Origin of the sequence: Rhodoferax sp., from assembly GCF_028689305.1 — a bacterium.
GTDB lineage: Bacteria > Pseudomonadota > Gammaproteobacteria > Burkholderiales > Burkholderiaceae_C > Rhodoferax.
The window spans coordinates 1-22,386 of sequence record NZ_JAQTWM010000062.1; the positions used below are offsets into that span (position 1 = coordinate 1).

Annotated in this window: 20 protein-coding genes; 5 read left to right on the forward strand and 15 right to left on the reverse strand. The window is 61.5% G+C overall.

Annotation, left to right across the window (positions count from 1 at the left end; translation table 11 throughout):
• The coding region (locus PHW99_RS12710; RefSeq protein ID WP_300177978.1) for an amino acid permease at nucleotides 1-548 on the reverse strand (548 nt) is incomplete at its 3' end.
• A 145-nt stretch (nucleotides 549-693) separates the two neighbouring features.
• Here PHW99_RS12710 and PHW99_RS12715 point away from each other — a divergent pair.
• The gene (locus tag PHW99_RS12715) at nucleotides 694-1,710 is read left to right on the forward strand and encodes a helix-turn-helix domain-containing protein (RefSeq protein WP_300177981.1); all 1,017 of its coding nucleotides are present in this window, start codon (nucleotides 694-696) and stop codon (nucleotides 1,708-1,710) included.
• Between the two features lie 23 nt (nucleotides 1,711-1,733).
• On the opposite strand, the gene PHW99_RS12720 is transcribed toward PHW99_RS12715, so the two are convergent.
• Nucleotides 1,734-2,639 carry a phosphoribosylaminoimidazolesuccinocarboxamide synthase gene (locus PHW99_RS12720; protein WP_300177984.1) on the reverse strand — a complete coding sequence of 302 codons (906 nt, stop codon included), beginning with the start codon at nucleotides 2,637-2,639 and terminating at the stop codon, nucleotides 1,734-1,736.
• A gap of 110 nt (nucleotides 2,640-2,749) precedes the next feature.
• Nucleotides 2,750-3,814 (reverse strand): class II fructose-bisphosphate aldolase, encoded by a 1,065-nt coding sequence (gene fba, locus PHW99_RS12725; protein WP_300177988.1) that lies wholly within the window; start codon nucleotides 3,812-3,814, stop codon nucleotides 2,750-2,752.
• A 171-nt stretch (nucleotides 3,815-3,985) separates the two neighbouring features.
• Between fba and PHW99_RS12730 the strand changes: the two genes are divergently transcribed.
• Nucleotides 3,986-4,342, forward strand: coding sequence for a PepSY domain-containing protein (locus tag PHW99_RS12730; RefSeq protein ID WP_300177991.1), 357 nt, complete (start codon nucleotides 3,986-3,988; stop codon nucleotides 4,340-4,342).
• A 13-nt stretch (nucleotides 4,343-4,355) separates the two neighbouring features.
• Here the strand turns inward: PHW99_RS12730 and pyk are convergent, their stop codons facing one another.
• The 5 genes from pyk to def all read right to left on the reverse strand — a co-directional run bounded on the left by pyk (nucleotide 4,356) and on the right by def (nucleotide 8,463).
• The gene (pyk, locus tag PHW99_RS12735) at nucleotides 4,356-5,786 is read right to left on the reverse strand and encodes a pyruvate kinase (RefSeq protein ID WP_300177994.1); all 1,431 of its coding nucleotides are present in this window, start codon (nucleotides 5,784-5,786) and stop codon (nucleotides 4,356-4,358) included.
• Between the two features lie 106 nt (nucleotides 5,787-5,892).
• Nucleotides 5,893-6,243, reverse strand: coding sequence for an AzlD domain-containing protein (locus PHW99_RS12740; RefSeq protein WP_300177996.1), 351 nt, complete (start codon nucleotides 6,241-6,243; stop codon nucleotides 5,893-5,895).
• The gene (locus tag PHW99_RS12745) at nucleotides 6,240-6,977 is read right to left on the reverse strand and encodes an AzlC family ABC transporter permease (protein WP_300177999.1); all 738 of its coding nucleotides are present in this window, start codon (nucleotides 6,975-6,977) and stop codon (nucleotides 6,240-6,242) included. The genes PHW99_RS12740 and PHW99_RS12745 overlap by 4 nt, the downstream gene beginning before the upstream one ends.
• Before the next feature lie 8 nt (nucleotides 6,978-6,985).
• Complete coding sequence (gene fmt / locus PHW99_RS12750; RefSeq protein ID WP_300178028.1) at nucleotides 6,986-7,945, reverse strand: methionyl-tRNA formyltransferase; 960 nt, start codon at nucleotides 7,943-7,945, stop codon at nucleotides 6,986-6,988.
• Between the two features lie 8 nt (nucleotides 7,946-7,953).
• Nucleotides 7,954-8,463, reverse strand: coding sequence for a peptide deformylase (gene def, locus PHW99_RS12755; RefSeq protein WP_300178001.1), 510 nt, complete (start codon nucleotides 8,461-8,463; stop codon nucleotides 7,954-7,956).
• 129 nt (nucleotides 8,464-8,592) lie between these two features.
• Here def and PHW99_RS12760 point away from each other — a divergent pair, with 129 nt between their 5' ends.
• Genes PHW99_RS12760 through PHW99_RS12770 form a run of 3 tightly spaced genes read left to right on the forward strand, consistent with a single transcriptional unit; the run spans nucleotide 8,593 to nucleotide 11,596 of the window.
• Nucleotides 8,593-9,810, forward strand: coding sequence for a LysM peptidoglycan-binding domain-containing protein (locus PHW99_RS12760; protein ID WP_300178004.1), 1,218 nt, complete (start codon nucleotides 8,593-8,595; stop codon nucleotides 9,808-9,810).
• Between the two features lie 19 nt (nucleotides 9,811-9,829).
• Nucleotides 9,830-11,044 (forward strand): DNA-processing protein DprA, encoded by a 1,215-nt coding sequence (gene dprA, locus PHW99_RS12765; RefSeq protein ID WP_300178031.1) that lies wholly within the window; start codon nucleotides 9,830-9,832, stop codon nucleotides 11,042-11,044.
• A gap of 60 nt (nucleotides 11,045-11,104) precedes the next feature.
• Entirely contained in the window at nucleotides 11,105-11,596 is a 492-nt protein-coding gene (locus PHW99_RS12770) for a DUF494 family protein (RefSeq protein WP_300178007.1), read from the forward strand.
• Nucleotides 11,597-11,608: 12 nt separating this feature from the next.
• Here PHW99_RS12770 and PHW99_RS12775 read toward each other — a convergent pair whose 3' ends face one another.
• From PHW99_RS12775 to PHW99_RS12805, 7 genes are all read right to left on the reverse strand, one after another.
• Nucleotides 11,609-13,879, reverse strand: coding sequence for a DUF1631 family protein (locus PHW99_RS12775; RefSeq protein ID WP_300178010.1), 2,271 nt, complete (start codon nucleotides 13,877-13,879; stop codon nucleotides 11,609-11,611).
• Between the two features lie 16 nt (nucleotides 13,880-13,895).
• Complete coding sequence (gene secF, locus PHW99_RS12780; RefSeq protein WP_300178013.1) at nucleotides 13,896-14,852, reverse strand: protein translocase subunit SecF; 957 nt, start codon at nucleotides 14,850-14,852, stop codon at nucleotides 13,896-13,898.
• Between the two features lie 11 nt (nucleotides 14,853-14,863).
• A complete protein-coding gene (gene secD, locus PHW99_RS12785; protein ID WP_300178016.1) occupies nucleotides 14,864-16,744 on the reverse strand; it encodes a protein translocase subunit SecD in 1,881 nt (626 codons plus the stop codon).
• A gap of 58 nt (nucleotides 16,745-16,802) precedes the next feature.
• Nucleotides 16,803-17,138: a preprotein translocase subunit YajC gene (gene yajC / locus PHW99_RS12790; protein ID WP_300178019.1), complete on the reverse strand. Its 336-nt coding sequence runs from the start codon at nucleotides 17,136-17,138 to the stop codon at nucleotides 16,803-16,805.
• A 161-nt stretch (nucleotides 17,139-17,299) separates the two neighbouring features.
• Nucleotides 17,300-20,830 carry an indolepyruvate ferredoxin oxidoreductase family protein gene (locus PHW99_RS12795; protein ID WP_300178034.1) on the reverse strand — a complete coding sequence of 1,177 codons (3,531 nt, stop codon included), beginning with the start codon at nucleotides 20,828-20,830 and terminating at the stop codon, nucleotides 17,300-17,302.
• A 215-nt stretch (nucleotides 20,831-21,045) separates the two neighbouring features.
• A complete protein-coding gene (locus tag PHW99_RS12800; RefSeq protein WP_300178022.1) occupies nucleotides 21,046-21,999 on the reverse strand; it encodes a chemotaxis protein in 954 nt (317 codons plus the stop codon).
• 52 nt (nucleotides 22,000-22,051) lie between these two features.
• On the reverse strand, nucleotides 22,052-22,386 hold a 335-nt coding region (locus PHW99_RS12805), incomplete at its 5' end, for a 3D domain-containing protein (RefSeq protein WP_300178025.1).

Sequence of the window (22,386 nt, forward strand, 5' to 3'; positions counted from 1 at the left end):
AGGTAACCCGACAGGTCAGTCAATCTGGCCGTGAACTTGATGCCCACATGGTTGCAGATGGCCTGAGCCACGGTGACACCAATGACAAAAGTTGCCTGAGTCGCAAAGTTGGCTTCCAGCCCCAGAGTGGCGCCAAAGGCCCCGATGAAAAAATTGAAGGTGCCCACATTGATGGCACCCAGCACCGTCACCAGCCCCAGCAGGTTGAGCCAGGCGGTCAACCAGCCATAGGCGCGCCCACCCAGGATCGAACTCCAGTGGTACAACCCGCCCGCTGTCGGGTAAGCCGAGCCGATTTGCGCCATGCCCAGCGCAAACACCAGACTCACCGCGCAACCAAGAATCCAGCCGACACCAATGGCGGCACCGCCCACACCGCTGATGCCTTGCCCCAGCGAGTTGATTCCCCCGGAGAGAATGCATATGATGGAAAACGAAATAGCAAAGTTCTGAAAGCCCTTCATGTTGCGCGCCAGCTCCTGGGCGTAGCCCATGCTATGCAGCAACTTGAGGTCGGCCTCTGAGGCGGAATGAGGTTCAATGGACATCGGAGACTCCAGGGTGGTGGGTGAGTAGGACGCATGTGCAGCTCTGCACAACTTCATCGTAAGAAGCCAAATGTGGGGTGCGCTATCCCATTTCGGCAATCGAAACGGCTTTTTGTACTGGTACGTCAATTGCTAAGGGACTCCAATGCAAGCATCATTCCCGCCCATCAGGGTGCAGACGGCACCCATCGACGACAGCGCACTGCCAAGTGCCTGTGGACGGTTTTTTGATGATATTGACGAGCAGGCAGCCAGCCTGAACGGCTGGAACCAGCGTTACATCCAGTTGTCTGCCGGTACTTTTCGCGGGAGTGTGCAGCGCCTCAATGTCAGTGGCATCAGCCTGTTCATCGAAGATTTGCAGCAAACCGTGCACCAAACTGGCATGGTGCGCCCGGACGTCGTGGCACTCGGCATCCCACTGCATTTCAGTGGGAACTCCCGTTTTTGTGGCAAGCCCGGCAGTGTGGCCGAGTTGCATGTTTTTTCCGGTACCGAGGGGTTTGAATTCCATTCACCCAAGCGGCATGTGATGCTGGGCATTGAAATTGACCGCCCGGTTTTTGCGGACTTTTTTGCCGCTGACGGCGCAGAACAGGCGTCAGCGCCGGCCTTGCAAGCCGGGCTATACCCGGTTGAGCAGAACGCAGCCGACAGCTTGCGGGCCTTTGGTGTGGCTCTGTTCCGGTCTGCCGCCTGCCGGCCCGCCGCGCTGGATGCCGCGCCAGAAAACACATGGGTACATGACACACTGCTTGAAAAATTGATGCTGATGCTGGAAACGCCGATGCATGCCATCGGGCATGGCTGCCACGGCGCAAGATTTTTGCCGCTGGCGCTGGAGCGCCGCGCCCGCGACCTGGTGCTGGCACAACTCGACCAGCCGCCCTCGGTGGCTGAGTTGTGCTGCTGTCTGGGGGTGAGCCGGCGCACCTTGCAAAACTGCATTCAAACCACCTGGGGCATGGGTCCGCTGGCCTGGGTCAACACGCTACGCCTCAACGCCGTGCGCAGCCGCCTGAAAACCGCGACCTCGGTCACCGAAGCCGCCACCGAATTTGGTTTCTGGCATTTCGGGCATTTTTCAGCGGGCTACCACACCTTGTTTGGCGAACCACCCTCGGCCACGCTGGGGCGTTACCGGCGCAGCTCACCTCCGTGAGGCCTGCCAGACTTGTGCCTGGCTCAGTGTGTCAGGCGCTGCAGCGCCTCCTGATACTTGGCTGAAGTCTGCTCGATCACCTCACGCGGCAGGTGTGGTGCCGGCGGTGTTTTGCTCCAGGGTTTGCCACCCACCTGGGCGGTTTCGAGCCAGTCGCGCAGGAACTGCTTGTCGTAGCTCGGGGGGTTGACCCCTTCGACATAACTCTCAGCCGGCCAGTAGCGCGATGAATCGGGGGTCAGCACCTCGTCCATCAACACCAGGGTGCCGTCCTTGTCCAGACCAAACTCGAACTTGGTGTCGGCAATGATGATGCCTTTGGCGGCGGCAATCTCGCTGGCCGCCTTGTACAGGGCGATGCTGATATCGCGAATACGCCCGGCCAGGTCGGCACCAATCATCTCGACGGTTTTCTCGAAAGTGATGTTCTCGTCATGTTCACCCATCTCGGCCTTGGCTGCCGGGGTGTAGATCGGCTCGGGCAGCTTGCTGGCGTTTTTCAGGCCCTCGGGCAGCGGCACACCACAGACACTGCGGCTTTCCTGGTATTCCTTCCAGCCGCTGCCGGCCAGATAACCACGCACCACCGCTTCCACCGGGATCGGTTTGAGGCGTTTGACCAGCATCGAGCGGCCCACCACCTGTGGCACTTCCTCGGGCGTGACCACACTTTCGGGCGCCTCACCAGTGAGGTGGATCGGGCAGATGTTGAGGCCTTTGGGGCCGAGTTTGTCAAACCAAAACAGCGCCATTTGCGTCAACAGCGCGCCCTTGCCGGGAATGGGTTGGCCCATGATCACGTCAAACGCGCTGATGCGGTCAGAGGCCACCATCAGGATCCGGTCATCACCCACCGCGTAGTTGTCGCGCACCTTGCCGCGCGCCAGCAGGGTCAGGGAAGTCAGGGAGGAAGTGTGTACGGTCGTCATAAAAATTCCATGTAAGGGGCAATGGTAGCAAGAGCGTCAACCGCTGCCACAAAAAATCAACCCCGCAGTGACCTCAGCCACGACGGGGTGACAGGCCGGGGCGGGCGGGTTTATTGCACCACTTGCACCAGTTCACCACGCGCGTATTGCCCGGCCACCACACTCAGGCTGTGGCCCTTGATCTTGCCACCCTGGCCTTCGCAACCGAACTCCAGGTAGCGTTGCTTGCACAGGGCCTTGGCCGCTTCGCGGGCGGGTTTGAGCCAGTCGCGGGCATCAAACTTGTCGGGATTTTCTGCCATGAACTTGCGCACGGCAGCCGTCATGGCCAAGCGGATGTCGGTGTCGATGTTGATCTTGCGCACGCCGTATTGGATGGCTTTCTGGATTTCTTCCACCGGCACGCCATAGGTTTCCTTCATCTTGCCACCGTACTGGTTGATGATGGCCAGTGACTCCTGCGGCACGCTGGAGGAGCCGTGCATCACCAAGTGGGTGTTGGGCAGGCGCTGGTGGATTTCCATCACGCGGTCAATCGCCAGGATGTCACCCGTGGGCTTGCGCGTGAACTTGTAGGCGCCGTGGCTGGTACCGATGGCAATCGCCAGGGCGTCGAGCTGGGTGCGCTTGACGAAGTCGGCCGCCTGTTCGGGGTTGGTCAGCATCTGTTCACGCGTCATGGTGGCATCGGTGCCGTGGCCGTCTTCCTTGTCACCCTTCATGGTTTCCAGCGAGCCCAGGCAGCCCAGTTCACCTTCGACCGTGACCCCCACCGCATGGGCCAGGTCCACCACCTTGCGGGTGACTTCGACGTTGTACTCGTAGCTGGCAATGGTCTTGCCGTCCCCCATCAGGGAGCCGTCCATCATCACCGAGCTGAAGCCCAGGTTGATCGCCCCCTGGCAGACCTCGGGGCTCTGTCCGTGGTCCTGGTGCATCACCAGCGGAATGTGCGGGTAACTCTCGATGGCGGCCTGGATCAAGTGTTTGATGAAGGCTTCACCGGCATATTTGCGCGCACCGGCACTGGCTTGCAGGATCACCGGCGAACCAACCTCATCAGCGGCGGCCATCACGGCCTGCACTTGTTCCAGATTGTTGACGTTGAAAGCCGGAATGCCGTAACCGTTGGCAGCGGCGTGGTCAAGCAGTTCGCGCATGGAAACAAGAGCCATGATGGTGTCCTTCTGAGGTTGGTAACTGAGCGGTAACTGGCTCAAATTTTAGCCAGCAATGGCGACGCCGACCTGACAAACCCTTTTGACGCTTCACTGAATCCACCGGCTTTTAAGACAAATCCAAGCTTGTGTGCCGACAATAGCGGCTCGTTACTACGAAAGACCCTCATGAAGTTACGCACACTCACGTTGCTGGCCTCGCTGAGCTGGATGGCCTGCCAGGCCCAGACGCCGCCCAAAGCCGCCCCCAAGGCCTCAGCGGTGGCGGCCAGACCCGCTGCCGTGTCGTCCCTGCCTGGACGGGACAAACCGGAGGCGGGTTGCACCACGGCCCCGCGCAGCCGGTGGTTGCCCGAGGAAGAGATGCGGCTGCTGGCCGAACACCGGGGCTACCGCATCAAAACCTTCAAGGTTGCCGTCGGCAACTGCTACGAAATTTATGGTTTCGACCGCAACAACCAGGTGGTTGAAGCCTATTTCGACCCGGAAACCAGTCGCCTGGTGCGACAAAACATCGCCAAATAAGGGCCAGCGCCATTTATTTGACGCGGCAGATCTTCAGCATGTTGGTGCCACCAGGAGAACCCATGGGTTCTCCACAGGTGATGGCATACACGTCACCCGCATGCACCACGCCGCGGGACTTGAGGTCGCTTTCAGCCTCGGCCAACGCGGTGTCGCGGTCATTGCTGGTGTCACTGAACAGGGGCCGCACGGCGCGGTACAGCGTCATGCGGCGCTGCGTTGCCAGCTTGGAGGTGATGGCGTAGATCGGAATCTGCACCAAATGCCGGCTCATCCACAACGCGGTGGAGCCACTGTCGGTCAAGGCCACGATGGCTTTGGCGCCCAGGTGGTGCGCCGTGAACAACGCCCCCATGGCAATCGCGTGGTCAATCCGGGTAAAGGTTTTGTCAGTGAAATCCGCCTCCAGCTGCAAGCTGTTGCCACTCTCGGCGGCGTGACAGATCTTGGCCATTTCAATCACGGTCTCCAGCGGGTACTTGCCCGCCGCCGTTTCAGCCGACAACATCACCGCATCGGTGCCATCAAGCACTGCGTTGGCCACATCACTCACCTCGGCCCGGGTGGGCACAGGGTTGGTGATCATCGACTCCATCATCTGGGTGGCGGTGATGACCACCCGGTCATGTTCACGCGCCAGCTTGATCATGCGTTTTTGCAGTGCCGGCACCACGGCGTTACCCACTTCCACCGCCAGATCACCACGCGCCACCATGATGCCGTCGCTGGCCAGCAGGATTTCTTCGAGTTTGGGGATGGCTTCAGCACGCTCGATCTTGGCAATCAGCCCGGGCCGGTGACCATCAACAGCAGCCACGTTGCACAACTGGCGCGCCATCTCCATGTCGGTAGCGTTTTTGGGGAAACTGACCGCCACGTAGTCCGCCTTGAAACTCATGGCGGTTCGGATGTCCTCCATGTCCTTGGCCGTCAGCGCCGGGGCACTCAGACCGCCCCCCTGCTTGTTGATGCCTTTGTTGTTGGACAGCTCGCCTCCCATCCTGACCGTGGTGTGGATCGCCGTGCCCCTGACCTCATCCACCGTGATGACGATCAGGCCATCGTTGAGCAGCAACACGTCCCCAGCCTTGACTTCCTGCGGCAGGGACTGGTAGTCCAGACCCACGCCGTGGGCATCCCCCGGCTCGGTGCGTGCGGCATCCATCACAAACGGCTGGCCCGGCTCCAGGAACACTTTGCCTTGCGCGAACTTGCCAACCCGGATCTTGGGACCCTGCAAATCGGCCATGATCGCCACCTCCCGCCCGGCACGCTGGGCCGCTTCACGCACCAGCTGGGCACGGTCGATGTGGTCCTGCGCCCGTCCGTGACTGAAGTTGAGTCGCACGACGTTGACGCCGGCACGGATCATCTGCTCCAGCAACGCCGGGTCGCTGGAAGCGGGACCCAGGGTGGCAACGATTTTGGTGGCACGACGCGGCATCAAGAAGTCTCCATGTAATTTTGTTTCGTGATTTTCCCACGGAAGTGGTTACATGAGCAGAACAAAAATACAGCAGACATCCTTCGGATGCCTGTGGAATGACCGCTTACCAGCCCAGACCAAGGTGCAAGGGCAGGTACACCGCCATGCCCAACACGATGGTGCCGAGCACGGCCTGGCCCTGGCCTTTGTGCCAGAAAAACCAGACCGCCCCTGCCATTGCGGCAAACAGGCGGGCATCCTGCCAGGTGTGGATGAATTGCCCCTGCGTCATCACCAGCTCGGGCATGATCACCGCCGCCAGCGCGGCAATCGGGGCATATTGCAGCCCGCGTTGCGCCCAGGACGGCAACTGCCAGGGCTTGCTGGAGATGAAAAACAAGGAACGGGTCAGCACCGTGATCACGGTCAGGCCAACAATCACCAGCACGGTCCAGAGGTCGGTCTGCGCCGTCATGACGACCTCATCGAGGCGGCGCTACGGTTCGTTGTCTCCAGCAGCAGGCAGATGGCCACCGCCGCCGCAATGGCCAGCAGGATGTTAAGCTTGTACGGCAAGGCAAACGCCGCCACCGCCGCCGCCCCAGCCACTCCGGCACCGACCCAACGCAGCGGACTCGACACCAGCGAAAACAGAATACCCAGCAGCGCCAGGATGCCGGCGAAGGCCAGCCCCCAGGCAGCGGGAATCACCCCCGCCAGCAGCACACCGGCCACATTGCAGCCGACCCAGGCCACCCAGCTGACCCCCGAGTTCCCCGCCAGATAGGCCTGCTGCGCCAGCTGTTGTTCTGGCGTGTCGTCATGGCGCGGATAACGCCGAACAAACAGCACGTAGCTCAGGTCGGTGGTCAGGTAGCCCGTGAGCAGCCGCTGCCACAAGGGCAGATGCATCATGTAGGGGCGCAGGTGGGCGCTGAACACCACAAAACGCAGATTGACACAACACCCGGTGGCCAGCACCACCCACATCGGTGCACCGGAGCTGATCAGCGGAATGGCGGCCAACTGCGAGCTGCCAGCAAACACAATCACACCCATCAGCAGCGCCTCGAACGTGCTCAGCCCCGAGTTCACCATGGCCACACCGGCCATCACCCCCCAAGCGGCCAACCCGGGTGCCGCACCCAGCGCATCAAGCACCCCGACGCGGAATTCGGCGTGGCGGAAATAAGCGGGGTGCAGAAACACGGTGGAACTTATCCCAGTTGCTGGCCAGGCTGCACATCAAAGCCGCGCAGGAAATCAGCCACCGCCAGGCGTTTGCCACCAGGACGCTGCAACGCCGTGATATTGACTACAGAATTCATAGCTGAAACCGCAATGTATTCGTGGGCTACAGCCATTATTTGCCCACAAACCTGAGCAGCAGAGGGAAGGCCTTCACCAATCTGGGCAGCCCAGATTTTGAGCGGCTCACCCGCCAACAGGGTGCTGGCGCCAGGAAAGGGGTTGAAGGCGCGCACCCGCCGGGTGATCACTGAGGCCGACTGCGACCAGTCGATCATCGCCTCCTGCTTGTCGATCTTGGCCGCATAAGTCACCCCTTCGGCTGGCTGTGGCACGGGTGCCAGCGCCCCTTGCTGCAATTGGGCCAAGGTGCGGACCATCAGCGTGCCCCCCAGCGCCGCCAGCTTGTCATGCAGACTGCCGGTGGTGTCACTGTCCAGAATGGGCAGCGACTGGGCAGACAACATGTCGCCGGTATCCAGCCCGGCGTCCATCTGCATGATGGTGACACCGGTCTGGGCGTCACCAGCCTCGATCGCGCGGTGAATCGGGGCCGCCCCACGCCAGCGCGGCAACAGCGAGGCATGGATGTTGAAGCAGCCGTGCCGGGGCACATCCAGCACCCACTGCGGCAGGATCAGGCCATAAGCGGCCACCACCATGGCATCGGCGTGGGCCGCCAGCAGCGCGTCTTTGGCCGCCTGGGCGTCGGCGGCATAGTTGCCGTCCAGCCGCAGACTGCGCGGCTGCGCCACCGCTAGCCCACGCTGCAGCGCCAGTTGCTTGACCGGCGAGGCCTGCAGTTTCAGGCCACGACCGGCCGGCCGGTCGGGTTGGGTCAGCACCAGGGACACCTCATGCCCGGCATCCAGCAGCCGCGCCAGCGCCACGGCGGCAAATTCGGGGGTGCCGGCAAAAACCAGCGACAGCCCCGCCATCAGGAGCGTGCCTCGCGTTGGGCCTTGAGCAGCTTGGTCTTGATGCGGTTGCGCTTGAGCGGCGACAGGTATTCCACAAAGACCTTGCCCATCAGATGGTCCATTTCGTGCTGGATGCACACTGCCAGCAGGCCGTCGGCCTCGATCAGGCGTGAATGGCCGTTCTCGTCGAGCGCCTCAACCTTGACGGCGTCATGGCGCTGCACCCCATCGTAAATGCCGGGCACCGACAGGCAGCCCTCTTCGTTAAGGTGGGTTTCGGGACTGACCCACAGGATGGTGGGATTGATCAGCACCATCGGGGCATCGCGCTCTTCAGACACGTCGATCACGAGCAGACGTTCATGCACATCCACCTGGGTGGCCGCCAAACCCACCCCTTTGGCGTCATACATGGTCTCCAGCATGTTGCTGATCAGCGTTTTGATGCGTGCGTCCACGGCGGCCACCGGCTTGGCCACCGTATGGAGCTTGGGGTCGGGGTAACAGAGAATTGGGAGTAAAGCCATGGTGTCACTTCTAAGATGTCGCTATTTTCGCTATTTTCGGCAAGGTGTTGCCCTCGTCAGGCGACAATCCTTGTTCAATCAAGGGCTTGGGCGCAAAATCTCATGCGATTTAACAGGGTACGAAACACCATGGTGATATCTCTCTTCAAAGCAACTCCGGTACTGGTGGCCGCAGCCGCCGTGACAGGCAGCCTATGGGCGGCGGGATCGGCCAATGCCCAGAGCTTCCCGATCACAGCCCAGCAACGCGCCACCGCCACCGAAGTTGCCCAAAGCGGAGTGCCACTGAGTGACCTCAAGGCCGACGCGCCGCAGAGCTACACCGTCAAGTCCGGCGACACGCTGTGGGCCATCGCCGGCATGTACCTGAAAGCACCCTGGCGTTGGCCGGCGTTGTGGGGCATGAACCTCAACGACATCAAAAACCCGCACCGGATTTACCCGGGACAAACACTGTACCTGGACAAGACGGGTGGCCGGGCCCGCCTGCTGATCCAGCCACCCGACGCAACCGACCCGCCCACCGTGCGGCTGTCGCCGCGCACCCGCATTGAAAAACTCGTGCCGCAGTCGCTGCCCACCCTCAAACCACACCTGATCGAACCGTTCCTGTCGGAGCCGGAGGTGGTGGATGACCCGGACATGAGTGGGGCACCGCGCATTGTGGCCACCCAGGACAACCGGGTGCTGCTGACCCGGGGCGACCGCGCCTACATCCGCAGCGGCAGCGCCATGGCTGAGGAGCTTGTCGACGACCCGCAGCAGCCGCAGAAGGCCTTTCGCATTTTCCGCAGCACCACCCCACTGAAAGACCCGGACAGCGGGGAAATCCTGGGCTATGAGGCGCAATACATCGGCCGCGCCCTGCTGGTGCGCAGCGAAGCCATGCAGGAAGGTACCAATCCCGACGGGTCCCGGCGCATGGACATCGTGCCGGCGACCATTGACATCGTGGACGCCAAGGAGGAAATGCGGGTTGGCGACCGGCTGCTGCCTGAACCGCCCCAGCAATTGACCAGCTACGTGCCGCACGCGCCGCAAGACCGGGTGGACGCCAGCATCGTGTCCGTCTATGGCAGTGCCGTGGCCAATGCCGCCCAGAACCAGGTGGTGGTGATCAACCGCGGCACACGTGACGGCATGGAAGTGGGCCATGTGCTGGCGATCATGCAAGCCGGCAACCGCATCATTGACAAGACCGATCCCAGCCTGAGCGAGATCAAACTGCCCGATGAGCGTTATGGCCTGCTGATGGTGTTTCGCACCTTCGAGAAGCTGTCTTATGCGTTGGTGCTGGAAATCACCACGGGTGTCAAGGTCGGTGATCGGCTGACCAACCCGTTCTGAGCGCTTGGCCCGGCATCCCATGGAGCGTGATGAACTCACCGCCTGGCTGCGCCTGACACTGACACCCGGTGTGGGCAACGCCAGCGCCCGCAAGCTGCTGGCGGCTTTTGGCCTGCCGCAACAGGTCTTTGACCAGTCGACCAGCACCCTGCAACAGGTGGTGGGGCCCACCCAGGCCCGGGCCTTGTGCACCCCGCCCGATGAGTTGCTCGTCCTGACCGGCACCACGTGGGACTGGCTGCAGCACGATGAACCCGGTGAGATACGGCGGCAGGTGGTCACGCTCGGGGACCCGGCTTATCCGCCCAGCCTGCTGCAGTTGGATGACCCACCGCTGATGCTGTATTTGCTGGGCACCGCCATTTATGAGCCAAATACCGCTCCAGCCCAGATAAAACAACCTAACATTGCTATAAATTCAGTAGCAAATTCAACCTTGATCAACCCCCGCACCAGTTTGGCCATGGTGGGCAGTCGCAACCCGACCCCACAGGGGGCAGCCAACGCACGGCTGTTTGCCCAGTCTTTTGCCCAGGCCGGATTGACCGTGGTCAGCGGTCTGGCACTGGGCATCGATGGTGCCGCCCACGAAGGCGCACTGGCTGGTGCCAGCGACGCCTCGCAGGCCGTCACCGTCGCGGTGGTCGGCACCGGTCTGGACCGGGTCTACCCGAAGGCGCACCGTGATCTGGCGCACCGCATTGCCCGACAGGGCTTGCTGGTGAGTGAATACCCACTGGGTACACCGCCACTGACCGCCAATTTCCCCAAACGCAACCGGCTGATTGCCGGTCTGGCACAGGGCACGCTGGTGGTGGAAGCCGCGCTCAAATCAGGCTCGCTGATCACCGCCCGGCTGACGGCTGAGCAGGGCAAGGAGGTGTTTGCCATTCCCGGCTCGATCCACGCCGCCCAATCACGCGGCTGTCATGCGCTGATCAAGCAGGGGGCCAAACTGGTGGAGTCAGCACAGGACGTGCTGGAAGAGCTGGACTGGCCAGGCGCAGGCACACCAGGTCGCCCCCCGACCGCCAGTGACCGCGAGGAGAAGATGCAGGCTCAACCAGACGGCGGGGTGCTGGCGGCACTGGGGTTTGACCCCGTCGGGCTCGATGCGCTGCAGGCCCGCACCGGCCTGGACACCGCCAGCTTGCAGGTCGAGTTGATGACGCTGGAGCTTGACGGCCAGGTGGCACGGCTGCCAGGTGGGCTGTTTCAACGCCAGACCGCCTGAGCCCGGAAATACCGGCCAGTTTGAGGTTTTGGCGGACCGGCTTGGCGCTATATTGGAGCCATGTTTGAAGTCCTTGCCTATGTGTATGACAACTATTGGGACGGCGAAGCCTGTCCGGCGCTGCCCACCCTGCAACGCACACTCGGTACCGTCGGCTTTGCCCCGCAGGAGATCACCACCGCCCTGATCTGGCTGGAAGAACTGAAAAGCGCCGCCGGGGTCTTGCGCACCCGTCACCGGGACACCACCCCGGCCACAGCCCTGACCACTGCGTCGGTCATTCCCATGACACGCGTGCTGACCACCTCCGAACACGGACGTGTTGGGGTGGCTGGCTGGGGGTTTCTGGCGTTTCTCGTGTCCATCGGGACGTTGTCCCGGGAACGGCTGGAGCTGGTCATGGAGCGGGCGATGGCCGCGCCAGGCGACCCACTCAGCGTCGACGACCTCAAGCTGATCGTGCTGATGGTGTTCTGGAGCCTGGGCCAGGAGCCCGACGCCCTGGTGCTTGATGAACTCTGCGACCACCGGACCGATCGACTGGCCCACTGATGCCGTGCAAGCTCAGTGCAGCACGCGCGCGGGGTTGACCTGGATTTCGTCCATCGCCAGGCGCGCAGCACGAGTCAACAGCGGCTCGTCTTCCTGCGACAGCAACAGACCAGCCTGCAGATAACCGGCCAAGCGGGCTGACTGAAACAAATAACTGTGTCCAACGTTGTTGGCAAACAGGTGCAAGTGCCCCAGTGGGCTGCGCCAGACCAGCTGCACCTGGGCCACCTGTGAACCGTAACTCAGGGTGAACCATGAGCCCAGGGCCAGCTTGCGCGCCCACGTCAGCATGTCAGGGCTGGCTGGCTCGCCCCCTTCGTTGATCACATCCAGTTCAATCGCCTCGATACCCAGCAGTTCCTCGATGTTCTGGGAGTCCAGCGGCAGCTCTTCCCCGCCGTCCTCGCTGACGTAGTCATCCAGCTCTGCCAGTCGCTGGGCCAAGGCCTGGATCTGGGTATCGGCCACGCTCTGGGTCTTGGACATGAAGGCATCAGCCAGGGTATCACTGATCACCTTGAGATGGGCATCCTGCACGGTGCGTTTGGCGCCCAGCAGGCTCATGCCAGTGCGCAACGACTGCAACAACGTGGGCAAGCCAGCGATGACCTTGGCCCGGTCAGCCCGGTTGGGTTTGGCACTGGCGGCCCAGATCAAGTCGGTGGCGGTTTTCTTGAGCAGCAGGGTGTCTTCATGCTGGCCCCCCTGGCGCACCGCCGAAATGGCCAACACCTCGGCCCAGACCTTGAACAGAAACTCCCGAATCTCGTCGCGTACCGGCATGTCCTTGAGCTGGTCGCGCATCTCGATGGTGTACTGGATGGTGAGGGTCTCCTTCTGCTCCAGTTGTTCGGCCACACCCAGCACCACCTGGCTGGACGGTTTTTTGGCCAGATGCTGTTTCAGAAAAGCCTGGAACTCTTCGTAAACCCGCCGGTACACCTTGTCACCCGTCTCCGGGTATTGCTCAATGACCTGGACCACACGTTTGATCTCGGTCTCCAGCTCGGCACTGCTGATGCCACTCGAATCAAACCCCATGACACAGGAGCCCATGTGGTCAATCAGCAGACGCGCCGGGTGATCGAGCTTCTGGAAAAAATCCGGCTCCGCCAGCGCCACCCGCAAAACCGGCATTTGCAGACGGGCAAACCAGACACGCACGCCGCTGGGCAGGCGGTCTTCCTGCAAGATCGACTGAAACATCAACGCCACCAGCTCGATGATGGCCTTCTCGTTGTCAGTCCCGGCCTTGCGTTTGAGGTCGGTGGACTGCGCCCGCAAATCACTGGCCACCTGGGCAATGATCACAGGCGCCCCTGTCTGCAGCGGCATCCCCGGCGAAAAATAGGCCTCATTCAACCGGGGTTGTTGTGCCAACGCCGTCATCAGCGGGGCCGAAGGAGCCTGCTGAGCGCCTGCGGCAGGACCACCGGGCGCCACGCCACTGAACAGGCGGCCCAGTTGCTCCAGAATACCCTGCACGCGACCCGATCTTTGGGCATGTCCTATCGTTGGTCGGCCGATGTTCAGGCCAGCGCCGGCTTGCGGCATCGCCCGGGAGTTCATCGGCACGCCGGTATCAGCGGCGTCGACAGCGCTTTGCCGGGAGGCAGGCCGCTCCGGCAGGGCAGCCGCAGCAGAGACCCGAGGCTGCAACTCGATCACGGGCAACACCCCCTGCGCAATCAGATCGGCGTTGCACTGGGCATAAGCCTTTTGCAGTTGTTCATTGAAGTGCAATTGCACCACCGCCCGCACCAACGGCCAAGCCTCACGTGACAGGCCACTGGCTTCCCACTGCTCGACCAGGGGCAGCAGCAGCGCCTCGGGGTGAACAATGTCATCAGCCGCCAGTTCCTGGTCCCGGTTCAGGAACTTGAGCCGCTTGCGCAGATCGGTGATGTCCTGCGCTGCCTTGTCCATCAAACTCATGGCCAGCCGCGAGGCGGCAATCCGGTTCTCAACCACCTCGGTTCCCAGCAGCTCCAGCGTCAGCCCTCCAGCCGACGCGGATGAGGTTGACGCCGGCAACAACGCCTTCTGCCAGGCCTGTACCACGCCATCACGCCAGACCATCCGGCAGCGATGGAAAGCCATGCTGGCATCCCGGCGCAGTTGCATCTCGGTCAGTGGAGCGGCTTCATTGGCCAAGGCCAGCAGCCGGTCATGTACCGGGCTGAGCACCGAGTCCAGGGCCACTGTGGCTTGAGCGACCAGCCGTTGCCGCGTCTGCGCGACCAGTTTGGCCGCTTGCTGGGGCGAAACAGTGGCAGTAGCCATGGTCAGCAAGCTGAAGTTAGACCGTGGCACCCGCGTTGGGATCGTTGGGATCGATGTCTTTTTTGGCCACATTCCCCTTGACCAGGTCCTCGCGCTGGATACCCAGCCACATGGCAATGGCCGCCGCCACAAACACCGAGGAGTAAATGCCAAACAGGATACCAATCGTCAAGGCCATGGCAAAGTAATGCAGCGTGGCACCACCGAACAACAGCATCGACAGCACCATCATCTGGGTCGAACCGTGGGTGATGATGGTCCGACTGATGGTGGATGTGATGGCGTTGTTGATGATCTCGACCGTGGTCATCTTTCGATAACGGCGGAAGTTTTCCCGGATCCGATCAAAAATCACCACCGACTCATTGACCGAGTATCCCAGCACCGCCAGCACCGCTGCCAGCACCGGCAGCGAAAACTCCCACTGGAAAAAGGCAAAGAAGCCCATGATGATGATCACGTCGTGCAAATTGGCAATGATGGCCGCCACGGCAAATTTCCACTCGAAACGCACCGCCAAGTAAATCATGATGCCAACCACCACAAAAGCCAGCGCCTTGAGACCATCCGCTGCGAGTTCATCTCCCACTTGCGGGCCGACAAATTCCGTCCGGCGCATGCTGGCACTGGCATCCGATGCCTTGAGTGCCGCCATCACCTGGGTGCTCTGCTGCGCTGAACTGACACCCTTTTGGGCCGGCAGTCGGATCAGCACATCACGCGCGGTACCAAAGTTCTGCACCTGCACATCGGCAAAACCCAGCTTGGCCACGGTGCTGCGCACTGCCCCCAGATCAGCCGGCTGGGCATAGGTGACCTCCATCAGGGTGCCGCCGGTGAACTCCACCGACAGATGCAGGCCCCGGGTGAACAGGAAAAATACCGCGGCCAGAAATGTCAACAACGAGATGATGTTGAACACCAGGGCATGGCGCATGAATGGGATGTCGCGCCGGATTCTAAAAAACTCCATCTGTCTCTCCCTTACTCTGCCTTGAGGGCGGTTCCGGTATCCGGCCGCCAGACGGTACCAATCGACACGGTCTTGAGCCGGTTTTGGCGACCGTACCACAGATTAACCACACCCCGCGAGAAAAACACCGCCGAGAACATGCTGGTCATGATGCCCAGGCAATGCACCACCGCAAAGCCACGCACCGGCCCTGAGCCAAAGGCCAGCAAGGCCAGACCGGCAATCAATGTGGTGATGTTCGAGTCAAAAATGGTTGCCCAGGCCCGGTCATAACCCGTATGGATCGCGGCTTGCGCCGAGGCGCCATTGCGCAGTTCTTCACGGACACGTTCATTGATCAGCACGTTGGAGTCAATCGCCATCCCCAGTACCAGCGCCATGGCCGCCATGCCAGGCAGGGTCAGCGTCGCCTGCAGCATGGACAACACGGCCACCAGCAGCAGCAGATTGAACGCCAACGCAATACTGGAAAACACACCAAACAGCATGTAGTACAGGCACATGAAAGCCGCCACCGCCAGGAAACCCCAGGTCACACTGTGAAAGCCCTTGTTGATGTTCTCAGCCCCCAAGCTGGGGCCGATCGTGGTCTCTTCAATGATTTCCATTGGCGCGGCCAGGGAGCCAGCGCGCAACAGCAGTGCCGTGTCATTGGCCTCCACCGTGGTCATGCGCCCGGAAATCTGCACCCGGCCACCGCCAATTTCTGTGCGAATCACCGGGGCGGTCACGACCTCGCCCTTGCCTTTTTCGAACAGCAGAATGGCCATGCGTTTGCCAACGTTCTCACGCGTCACGTCGCGGAAGATCCGGGTGCCCTTGGCATCGAGATTCAGGTTGACGGTTGGTTCCTGGGTCTGGCTGTCAAAGCCCGGCTGGGCGTCGGTGAGGTTTTCACCGGTCAGGATGACCTGTTTCTTGACAATCACCGCCTGCCCACTACGATCCAGATAACGTTCTGCCCCAAACGGCACCATGCCAGTGCCCAGCTCGGCCGAACGGGCCTCGGCGCTTTCGTCCACCATCCGCACTTCAAGGGTGGCGGTGCGGCCCAGAATATCCTTGGCCTTGGCGGTGTCCTGCACCCCTGGCAATTGCACCACGATGCGATCGAGCCCTTGTTGCTGGATCACCGGCTCGGCCACACCCAGCTCGTTGATCCGATTGTGCAGCGTGGTGATGTTCTGTTTGAGCGCCTGGTCCTGGATGCGCCGGGCAGCCTCAGGCTTGATGGAGGCGGTGAGCTTGAATTCGGCACCATCAGCCGCGTCCGCCGTTTGCAAATCGGCAAACTGGTCCTGGAACACGGCTTTGGCGGCGGTGAGCGTCGGCATGTCGCGGAAACGGACCTCAATGGTCTGCGCATTACGGCTGATGCCGCTGTGGCGGATGTTTTTCTCGCGCAGACTGGTGCGTACATCACCAGCCAGCGATTCAGCCCGCTTGACCAAAGCCGCCTGCATGTCGACCTGCAACATGAAATGCACACCACCACGCAAATCCAGCCCCAGATACATCGGCGCCGCATGCAGGGACGTCAGCCAGGCCGGTGAACGCGACAACAAGTTGAGCGCCACCACATACCCCGGATTACCCGCGTCAGTCACCAGCGCCTTCTGGATGGCGTCCTTGGCCTTGAGCTGCACATCCGTGCTGCCCAGGCGCACCTTGATCGAGGCGCCATCAAGCGCCACCAGTTCAGCCTCAATGCCGGCGGTTTTCAACGCTGCCTGAACCTGGGCCAGGGTCGAGACATCCACCTTGGTCGACGCTTTGGCCGCCGATACCTGCACGGCCGGCGACTCGCCAAAAAAGTTGGGCAGCGCATACAGCCCGCCCACCACCAGCGCGATCACAATGATCACGTATTTCCAAACCGGGTAACGATTCATGACCGCCCTTCGAGAATAACCAAAACAAAATGCTGGCACACGCCAGCTTCACTGCGGCTTATTTGATCGTACCCTTGGGGAGCACCTGGACCACAGCACTGCGCTGAAGTTGCACATCAACACCGCTGGCAATCTCGATATTGATAAAACCCTCATTCAGCTTGGTGACCTTGCCCAGCAGCCCCCCCGCCGTGGCCACCTCATCCCCTTTGGCCAACGCGTCCACCATCGCGCGGTGTTCCTTGGCTTTTTTCATCTGCGGGCGAATCATCACGAAATACAACACCACAAACATCAACACCAAAGGCAACATGCCCATCAACGAAGACTGGATATCGCCACCAGCGGCAGCAGCAGCCGGGGCAGTTTGGGCAAAAGCAGAAGAAATGAACACGAATGACTCCAGATGTATAGACTAAAAAAACAACAAGCGCGCCATTGAGCGCGCCCATCCCTGCGGCAAACAGGCTGTCTGCGATTGTATGCGGCCGTACCCGACGATCCAACCCAGACCCAAGGCACAACCACCGGGGACCGCGCCTGCCCCAACTGGCGTCAGAGCGCCCGCAGCTGCGCCAGCAAAGTCTGCCAATTCTCCCGGGCAGCCGCCAAATGGCGCGCCTTGACATGGCCAAATCCCCTGATCTGGTCCGGGATACGTGCCAATGCCAGCGCCAACTGGTAACGCGTTTGAGCATCGGGCGCCTGCGGACCAACCGCCAGTGCCGCCAGCAGTTCACCAACGGTACCGCGATACTGGGAAATCAGTGCCCGTTCCTGGCGCCGCTCACCGGTGTGACCAAAAACATCCAGCGCGGTACCGCGCAGCCCCTTGAGCCGGGCCAGCCACCTGAAGGCGATCATGGTCATCGGGCCAAAGGACTGCTTGACCAACTGGCCCTGGTCATTGGTTTTGGCCAGCAACGGTGGGGCCAGATGGAACTGCAATTGATAGTCACCCTCAAACTGGTCCGCCAGTTTTTTCTCGAAGCTGCCATCGCTGTGCAGACGAGCCACTTCGTACTCGTCCTTGTAGGTCATGAGTTTGAACAGCTGGCGTGCCACCGCCTCACTGAGACTGGTTTGCCCCCAGACCGCGTCGACCCGCTGCACCTGCGCCACCAGCGCCTGGTAGTCCTCGGCATAGGCGGCATTCTGGTAGGCGGTCAAAAACACCTTGCGTTTGTCCACCAGCTCGGCCAAACCGGGTTTTTTCACCAGCTTGATCACTTGTGCGGTCTCGAACAGGGCCTGCACCGCCGCCAGATCATGGGCACAAGCGCGGCCCCATTCAAACGCGGCCTTGTTGTTGTCCACCTGCACACCATTGAGCTCCATCGCACGCATCAATGCCGAGCGACTCAGGGGCACACGGCCCTGCTGCCAGGCATAACCCAGCAACAGGGGGTTGGTGTAAATCGAATCTCCGAGCGCCTGGCGTGCCACCTGTTCGGCATCCAGCAGGCCCAACGCGTCACTCCCCACCACGCCACGGATGGCGGCTTCGCAGCCACTTTCCGGGAATTGCCAGTTGACGTTGTGCACAAAAGCCGCCGTCGGGGTGGCATGGGTGTTCAGCGCAACATAGGTGCGTCCTGCCTGCATCACAGCCAGTGTGGTCTTGTTGGCAGCCACGATGGCATCACACGCCACCACCAGATCGGCCATGGCGGTATCCACCTTGCTGGTGTAAATGGCTTCCTGGGAGTCGGCAATCTGGATGTAACTCCAGGTGGCTCCGCCTTTTTGCGCCAGACCTCCGGCATCCTGCGTCACCACGCCCTTGCCTTCCAGATGCGCGGCCATGCCCAGCAACTGGCCGATGGTGATCACACCGGTGCCGCCGACACCACCAACCACGATCCCCCAAGCCCGCGGGGTGGCAGGCAACACCGGCTCCGGCAAGGCCGGCAGACTGGCCAGTGAGCCTTGCGGGCCTGGCTTGGCCTGCTTGAGTCGGCCGCCCTTGACCGTGACAAAACTCGGGCAAAAACCCTTGACGCAACTGAAGTCCTTGTTACAGGTGCTTTGGTTGATGACCCGCTTGCGGCCGAAATCGGTTTCCAGCGGCTCCACACTCAGGCAGTTGGATTGCTCTCCGCAGTCACCACAGCCTTCACACACCAGTTCATTGATCACCACCCGCTGATCGGGTTCGGCCAGTGTGCCGCGCTTGCGCTTGCGGCGCTTCTCGGTGGCACACATCTGGTCATAAATGATGGCGGTGGTGCCTTTGATCTCCCGCATCTGGCGCTGAATGGCGTCCAACTCGTCACGGTGGTGCACGGTCACCCCCTCGGACAGGGCCACGCCCTGGTATTTGTCGGGGGCATCGGTCACGATCACCAGTTTGACGACGCCCTCGGAGAGCAGGCTGCGCATGATCTGCAGCACACTGTGCCCTTCCGGGCGCTCCCCGACGCGCTGCCCCCCGGTCATGGCCACGGCATCGTTGTACAGGACCTTGTAGGTGATGTTGACCCCGGCCGCGATGCTCTGGCGGATGGCCAGCAAACCGCTGTGGAAATAGGTGCCATCCCCCAGATTGGCAAACACATGGGTGTCTTTGGTGAACGGTTGTTGCCCCACCCAGGCCACCCCCTCGCCCCCCATCTGGCTGAACGTGCTGGTACTGCGGTCCATCCAGACCGTCATGTAATGGCAGCCAATGCCGGCCAGTGCACGGGAACCTTCAGGCACCCGGGTGCTGGTGTTGTGCGGGCAACCACTGCAAAACCAAGGCGTGCGTTCACCCGTATTGGTGTTGATCTCCAGCGCGGCGCGATCCTTGGCCGCCAGCAGGGCCAGATGGCTTTCCATACGCGCCTGCACATCAGGCGGCACCCCGAGCTTGATCAGCCGCTGGGCAATCGCCCGGGCCACCAGACCGGGGTTCAGGTCAGCTCGGGCACGCAACAGCGCACTGTTGCCCGGGTTGGGCTGACTCCACTCGCCACCGTCACCATCACTGTCGCCGGCAAACTTGCCCACCACATTGGGGCGAACCCGCCAGTGGTACAGCTCTTCCTTGAGCTGGTATTCGATGACCTGGCGCTTTTCCTCCACCACCAGGATCTCCTGCAGCCCCTGGGCAAAGTCACGGGTGATGCTGGCTTCAAGCGGCCAGACCACGTTGACCTTGTGCAGCCGGATGCCCAGTTGGCGACAGGTGGACTCGTCCAGCCCAAGGTCTTGCAGGGCCTGACGGGTGTCATTGAAAGCCTTGCCGCTGGCGATGATGCCAAAGCGGTCCTGCGAGCTGGCAAACACGTTGTAGTTCAGGCGATTGGCCCGCACATACGCCAGCGCCGCATACCACTTGTAGTCCATCAGCCGTGCCTCCTGCTCCAGCGGCGCATCCGGCCAGCGGATGTGCACGCCACCGGCGGGCATCTCGAAGTCTTCGGGCAGCACAATCTTGACGCGCCCCGTGTCCACCTGCACCGAAGCGGATGACTCCACCACCTCCTGAATGGTCTTCATGCCCGCCCAGACGCCGGAAAAGCGGCTCAGGGCAATGGCATGCAAGCCCATGTCCAGAATGCCCTGCACATCGGACGGGAAGAAAACCGGCAGGCCACAGGCCTTGAAGATATGGTCACTCTGGTGCGCCGCAGTCGAGCTTTTGCTGACGTGGTCATCACCAGCCACCGCCACCACGCCACCCAGTCTCGCCGTGCCCGCCATGTTGGCGTGTTTGAACACGTCTGAGCTGCGGTCCACACCCGGACCCTTGCCGTACCAGATGCCAAACACACCGTCATACTTTTTGCTCTGCGGATACAGGTCCAGTTGCTGGGTGCCCCAGACGGCGGTAGCCGCCAGCTCTTCATTGACACCGGGCTGAAACACCACCTGGTGGGCCGCCAGATGCTGGCGGGCGGCCACCAGCGCCTGGTCATACCCTCCCAGGGGCGAGCCGCGATAACCACTGATGAAGCCGGCCGTGTTCAGACCCGCCAGCGCGTCACGCTGGCGCTGCAACAACGGCAGGCGCACCAGGGCCTGCACACCGCTCATGAAGGCCTGGCCATGATCCAGGGTGTACTTGTCATCCAGACTGACACCGGCCATGTCAGGGCGCATGTGGCTGGTCTCGGTCGCGGGGGATTCAGGGATGGTTGGGCGCATGGTCAGGCTCATTGGTGGGCTCAAAGACGTCTTTTGGACACCTGGAACAAGAAAACAGCCAGCCATGGCGACGCCTGCAGGCGTCGCCATGGCCGCTAAAAAAATAGACGATTTAGGGCTCTAGCCCGCACAAACAAACCACATTAAGCTACAAATGATATAGCAATCCATCAGGCATTGGCAACCACTCTGCGGATGGTCTGTGCCAGTTCTTCAGCGACGAACTTCGCCACATACGCGTCGGCACCGACCTTGCGCACGTGTTCTTCGTTGGTGGTACCGGTCAGGGACGAATGGATCACCACCGGCAGCGAGCTGAAACGGGGGTCCTGCTTGATATTGCGGGTGAGGGTGAAACCGTCCATCTCGGGCATTTCCAGGTCGGTCAGTACCAGCGCCACTTTGTCCTTGATGGTCTGGCCCTGAGATTCCGCTTCAGCAGCCAAACCTTTGAGGCGGTCCCAGGCCTCCTGTCCGGACTTGGTCATGATGTAGGAGACCCCCATGGCCTTGAGGCCTTGCTCAATCATCATGCGCGCCACGGCCGAATCGTCTGCGGCCAGCACCACGGTGCCGGGCGGCAGGTGCAGCTTGTCGGTGACCTCCATCTCCGTCTCGCTATGCTCTGGAAACACATCCCGCAGGATCTGCTCCACATCCAGCACCTGGGCCAGGCGGGTGTCTTCCACGTCGCCGTCCAGGCGGGCAATGCTGGTCACCAGCCCACCGCCACGCCCCTCGGCGGACAGCACCTGCTTCCACTCCAGCCGGACAATCTCATTCACCTCTTCGACCGCAAAGGCCTGGGTGGTGCGGGCAAACTCGGTCACCAGCAGGATATTGAGCCCCTTGGTCGGGTTGGTACCCACAATCTGCGGCAGATTGATCACCGTGATCATTTGCCCACGGATATTGGCCACCCCCATGACAGATGGCGGCGAATTCACCATGGCGGTGATTTCCGGCATGACCAGGATCTCGCGCACCTTGAAGACATTGATGCCAAACAACTCGCGTCGATTGGTTCCCGGTGCCTCACCCAAACGAAACAGCAACAACTCAAACATGCTATTGGCTGTCAGGTTGGTTCGCTCGTCAACATCGCGCATGGTGGATTTGTTCATGGCAGTCATTCGTTAAAAGGAATAAGGTTGTGCGTTGGCAATGGTAACGCGATCACTGCGACTTCGGCCACAACACCCAGAGTTTGAGCGATTGTTTGAGTCGGCCAGCCAGTTCGCCCGCTTCAGCGCCCCAACCGACAAAATAGTCAGCCCGGGCGGCACCCACAATGGCGCTGCCGGTGTCCTGCGCCAAAACCAGCCGCTGCAACGACAGGTTGGTCCCGGTGGAGGCTAGCCAGACCGGGGTGCCATAGGGAATGCTGTCCGGGTCCACCGCGATCGAACGCCCCGGCGTCAAGGGCACACCCTGGGCTCCGCGCGGACCAAATGCAGCGTCAAAATCCCCCAGCGGCTCCTCCCGGAAAAAGACCACCCGCGGGTTTTGCC

What these genes read in the sequence shown, in the direction of transcription:
- secF (WP_300178013.1), bottom strand. Translation starts at nt 14,852, where the DNA reads ATGGAGTTTTTTAGAATCCGGCGCGACATCCCATTCATGCGCCATGCC.
- dprA (WP_300178031.1), top strand. Translation starts at nt 9,830, where the DNA reads ATGGAGCGTGATGAACTCACCGCCTGGCTGCGCCTGACACTGACACCC.
- PHW99_RS12770 (WP_300178007.1), top strand. Translation starts at nt 11,105, where the DNA reads ATGTTTGAAGTCCTTGCCTATGTGTATGACAACTATTGGGACGGCGAA.
- PHW99_RS12795 (WP_300178034.1), bottom strand. Translation starts at nt 20,830, where the DNA reads ATGCGCCCTGACATGGCCGGTGTCAGTCTGGATGACAAGTACACCCTG.
- PHW99_RS12720 (WP_300177984.1), bottom strand. Translation starts at nt 2,639, where the DNA reads ATGACGACCGTACACACTTCCTCCCTGACTTCCCTGACCCTGCTGGCG.
- PHW99_RS12760 (WP_300178004.1), top strand. Translation starts at nt 8,593, where the DNA reads ATGGTGATATCTCTCTTCAAAGCAACTCCGGTACTGGTGGCCGCAGCC.
- PHW99_RS12740 (WP_300177996.1), bottom strand. Translation starts at nt 6,243, where the DNA reads ATGACGGCGCAGACCGACCTCTGGACCGTGCTGGTGATTGTTGGCCTG.
- pyk (WP_300177994.1), bottom strand. Translation starts at nt 5,786, where the DNA reads ATGCCGCGTCGTGCCACCAAAATCGTTGCCACCCTGGGTCCCGCTTCC.
- def (WP_300178001.1), bottom strand. Translation starts at nt 8,463, where the DNA reads ATGGCTTTACTCCCAATTCTCTGTTACCCCGACCCCAAGCTCCATACG.
- PHW99_RS12775 (WP_300178010.1), bottom strand. Translation starts at nt 13,879, where the DNA reads ATGGCTACTGCCACTGTTTCGCCCCAGCAAGCGGCCAAACTGGTCGCG.
- secD (WP_300178016.1), bottom strand. Translation starts at nt 16,744, where the DNA reads ATGAATCGTTACCCGGTTTGGAAATACGTGATCATTGTGATCGCGCTG.
- PHW99_RS12715 (WP_300177981.1), top strand. Translation starts at nt 694, where the DNA reads ATGCAAGCATCATTCCCGCCCATCAGGGTGCAGACGGCACCCATCGAC.
- fba (WP_300177988.1), bottom strand. Translation starts at nt 3,814, where the DNA reads ATGGCTCTTGTTTCCATGCGCGAACTGCTTGACCACGCCGCTGCCAAC.
- PHW99_RS12800 (WP_300178022.1), bottom strand. Translation starts at nt 21,999, where the DNA reads ATGAACAAATCCACCATGCGCGATGTTGACGAGCGAACCAACCTGACA.
- PHW99_RS12730 (WP_300177991.1), top strand. Translation starts at nt 3,986, where the DNA reads ATGAAGTTACGCACACTCACGTTGCTGGCCTCGCTGAGCTGGATGGCC.